This is a genomic window from Wolbachia endosymbiont of Cylisticus convexus (assembly GCF_003344345.1).
Genome location: NZ_QPIP01000024.1, coordinates 1 through 4558, shown reverse-complemented (window position 1 = coordinate 4558; position 4558 = coordinate 1). Strand labels below are relative to the sequence as shown.

General features: G+C 34.9%; 1 protein-coding gene. It reads right to left on the bottom strand.

Features of this window, described 5'->3' with window-relative positions; genetic code table 11:
* Positions 1-4503, bottom strand: a 4503-nt coding sequence (locus tag Wcon_RS03875) for an OTU domain-containing protein (RefSeq protein WP_179947478.1), incomplete at its 3' end; no start/stop codon positions are given.
* Positions 4504-4558 lie beyond the last annotated feature (55 nt).

The window sequence follows — 4558 nt, the reverse complement described above, 5'->3', positions numbered from 1 at the left end:
AATTACTTTTTTGCAACCTTCAACTACGTCTTTCTCACTATTACTAGAACCACCGCCACTATCTATGATAACTTCACGATCATCAGTTCCAGTAAAGTGTTCAGAATAACCAATACATAGCACCCTATCCACTTTGTTTTTCCTTCCAACATAGTGATAATTAAAAATATTACTATCGATATAATCATCAATCAATAAATGATCATTTATTTTTACTTTTAATTGTCCGGAAGCACTAGGTTCAAAACGATAATTAACATTCACTATAACTTTATCTCCTGCCAATTTGCTCAAATCAAGTATATTAGTAGAGTTCCCTTTACCAATAATTTTACCTGAGAAGTTAACATCATGTACAACAAATCTATTTACTACCTTACTATTACCACCAGTTATTTCTGCTGCACCTGAACTAATTAGAAAATTATTGTTCCATTCATTGCTTCCAACAATGGTACCTCTATCTATACCGATTAAATCATAAACAATTGTTTTGTCCTTTTGCATCACATTTACTTTTCTATCATGGCTAATAACCATTGCATTATCACAATAGTACTTAGCTGATGGAACAGAACTTTTAATACCCTTTTCATAATCTTGATTGGTAATCTGTGGTAAGCAAATCATTGTAGCATTTTGAATTGGATCAGGTATAACACGTGAAAGATTTTCTGTATTGGCATTTGTTTCATTCATCATAATCGTTGCATAGTCCGGACGAAGAGTATTACCATTTACTTTTCCAAGACCAATACCATAGGCAATAAGACTATCAGAGTTATTACTATTTAAAGCTCGCCACGCTCCTTTAGCCAGACTATTAATCATTTCCTTTCTGGCTGCAAGATGTTGTACATCCTTTGGTATAGGTTGAAGAGCAAATGTATGCCAAAAAATACGCCAGTTTTCTCCATGAGTTGTATTATACTTTTTCTCGTACTCTACAATATTGCTAACACCACTATAAATTCCATAACCTACCATCAACCCAAACCCAACTGCAATACCAACTACCGGCATACTAGCGGCTGTAAGAGCAACACCAGAAATAAATGACACACCAGAAAAGGATATAGATGCTATATTATCCCTTATCTCCTTTTCTTTACATGGATTATCACTACCTTCTCTATTTTTACAGTCTACAAGATTGTTTGCTGACCTGCCTATATCAACAATATCAAATACACCAGATACAGCTCCTGCAGCACCTTTTGCTATTGTACTTCCAAATTTTGCACCTGCAATTTGAATAGCAAATTTTGTCTGCCTACCTAAAGTACCCGGTATAATCCTTCCTACAATCTTTTCAGCTGATGTTACAACTTTTGGAGTAATTTTAACCATTCCATATTCAATTGGCTGAGATGCAAAAGACCATATTATCCCACCTACGTTTAATCCACAATCTAATGCTGTTCCATCTGTGCATGATACAGCAGCACCATGAATACCCCTGATTAATTGTATTCTACCTGCAGCATTCATTAACCTACTTTTTAATTTTGAGTTTTTTGTTAAATCATTATTTTGCTGTAAAGTGTCACCATACAAATCCTTGATACGCTCATTCTGAATATAGCGTTCATATCCTTGATCTCCAACCACTTTGTCAGCTAAATATTTATAGTCACCTTCAATATTTTTATTTCCAATAAACTCTATTAGCTGAGCATTTTTCTTCTCATCTTGACTACTTTTTATGTAAGTTAAAAACTTTTCACTATCAATTATAATCTTATCTACATTATTTTCATCTACCTTTCCTTTACTAAACTTTTCCACATCATCTTTTGAAAATAAACAAGGATTAATACTTCTTCTATTTCTACCACCTCGCTTTACACAACTATTTGGTTTAAATTTCTTTCTAGGTGGTTGCTGATCAATTTCTAAGGTAGAACTATGAATTACATCAACAGAAATAAATCCTTCCTCGTTTGTCCTACTTGTTAAAATAAGCTTACTCGGATCCTTAGATCCTTTATCAAAAACAACACCGATAAATTTCACCTCGTCACCATCTGTTAGTGTTTTGTAGGTAACACCTTTTTTGTATTTTTCATCTATTTGATTATTTGCTTCCCTCGATAAAGCTTGAGCTCCTTTGCCCTGCCTTGATGTCTTAAGTTCCAACCCTATTGGAGTGTATTCCTCAGCATTTCCACCTTGAGCCACAAACTTAATACCATGAACTAGCATATCAATGCGTTCCCCTCTACCAGTTTGAAACTCAGTTAAAACTAATGCTCTAGTTTCTGGTGATTCCTGTAATTTTAAGTCACTATAATAACTAAACACTCCATGCAATATTCCCTGGAAATGAGCTTCTTTATTAACGAGAGTCTTAAAAGGAAATATTCCCTCTCCAATTTTTTCTAACAATCTGTTATATTCGTTTACTGACGAAGACTGAGCATCTAGTGCTTTATCAAATGTTTCTTTTAACTCATTAGGATAGGGAACATTCTTAAAAGTACCTTGAAACTTATCAACTCCTCTTTCATTATACTGCTCTAGAGAAATAGGCTCATTAGCTTTAACAGTAAGGTATCTTTCAAATTTTGACTTATATCTAGTGTCAAAATTAAGACCTAATTCAACTATTTCCCTATCTCCTATCTCTCTACCTAATCTATCAAGAGGAAGCGCTTTATTTAGTACATCCTTTCTGTTAGCTTCAACAATATTTATTACATAAACCAACTTCCCTGTATTTTCTGGAATAAGCACCATTGTTACAGCTGCGTGGCTTGCATCAAGGTTAGTTGATGATTCTTTTCTGTTTCTTTGAACTACTAGACGTACAGGTCTACCAGAATCGGGATGCACTTCGGTAGGTATATTATCTCCATAGATAAAAATGTACTTTTTTAAACTTGTTCCTGGATCTTCACTTAATAATAATGATTGCCCTAGTAAAAACCTACTGAAATAATGATTATCTCCCTTTTCTGGTGTGCCAGGAAACGTATGATAGATACGTTCCAAATTATCTTTTACCTGTCTTTTCAATTCTTTTTTGTCAATTTCCTTTATACTCCAATCATCAATGGATTTTAGCATACCTTGAAAGAAAGGAACTATTCTTCCTTCACGACTTTTTGCTTCAATGTTGGAGATAGGGGATGGATGATCAAGATTGACACCAACACATAAAATGTTATCTGCAGTAGTTAAAACTCGCTGAACATTTGGTTGGAAACCTTGTGCATACTTTTCTGCTTGTTCCAAAGCCTTATCTGGAGTAGAATTAGAATCTGCTCCCGCTTTTAATTCAATAATAATGGGAATAGAATTTAATGCACGATCAGGACCACGTGGCACTAAAACAATATCTGCATAACCCCTTCCTGCAAATTGCTCTGGGTAGACTCTAAGATTATACCTATAGTGGAAATTCATGAAAACACCTACCATAAATCCATGATGTGCTGCTTCGCGCGCTCTACTGGCATAGATTAGTGAGTCTGCATATTCAGAGTGAGTTGTGTAAATCTTATCAAGAATTCTCCTTAAAGACGCTTTAACTGTTCGCTGATTGGAAATAGCTAGCTTCGCTATATCGACTTCGGGACCCCTCCATAACCCTTTTCTCACTTTTTTAAACTGAACTTCAGAATTATGTTCTATGTCCACTCCTTTATCTTTTACGTCAACAACTATTTTTCCCTGATGAACGGTATCCTTAATAATTTCTATTGATTTAACTTTAATTTTATCTAAATGATCTTCAATAAAAGAATAATGTTTGCCTAATACTCCCTTTAATTCACCTTGATCAAACTCTTGAGTGTAAGTGCGAGAACCGCTTTCTGAGATAACAAATAATTTTACTTTATCGACTACATCTTCCTGACTATTTATCTCACCATTTTTTATGACAGCTACCTTCAAAGTCTTTGCACCATCAAAGCGAAAATAAATCTCCTTGATACCTAATTTTTTGGCCACCTCTGTGTCCAGCAAAGTAGAAAAGCTCCCTAAGAAGAAGTGTGTAAAAAATCCTGCTTTTCCTACAGAGTGTAAATAAGATGGAATCTGATCCACAAATGACTGAAATCTCGGTTCAAAAGACTTAAAGTCTTCATCTTGCCGGCTTATACCGACTTCTTTACCTGCTTCCTCTATTAATAACTGTATTAATTCAAAATCTTGTGGCTTTCCTTTACCCATGACTTTTTTTAAACCTTTCGCAAGCTCTACATCATTATCGACAATACCTCCCTCAAGACCAAAGTTATAATGATTTCGTTTACCTGGTGCGCCAACATGAAATAACTGTATTTGAATATTCCCGTTGTCATATTGACTTCTAGTTGCACCAGAAACACTAATCCTTGCGCTAAGCATCTCGCTCATTGCTCTTATTTCATGCTCGCCTCCCCAAGTATTGGGTTTCCTCATGTTTTCTAAATAATTCTCAAAACTGCCTGTAACAAAACCTCTAAACTCGTTCTCATGAGAACTTATATGATCAACTACTCGGTTGCGAAACACGTTTCTCACTAAGTTTGCAAATGTATCATCATAATTGGCAGTACTTAAATTCCGG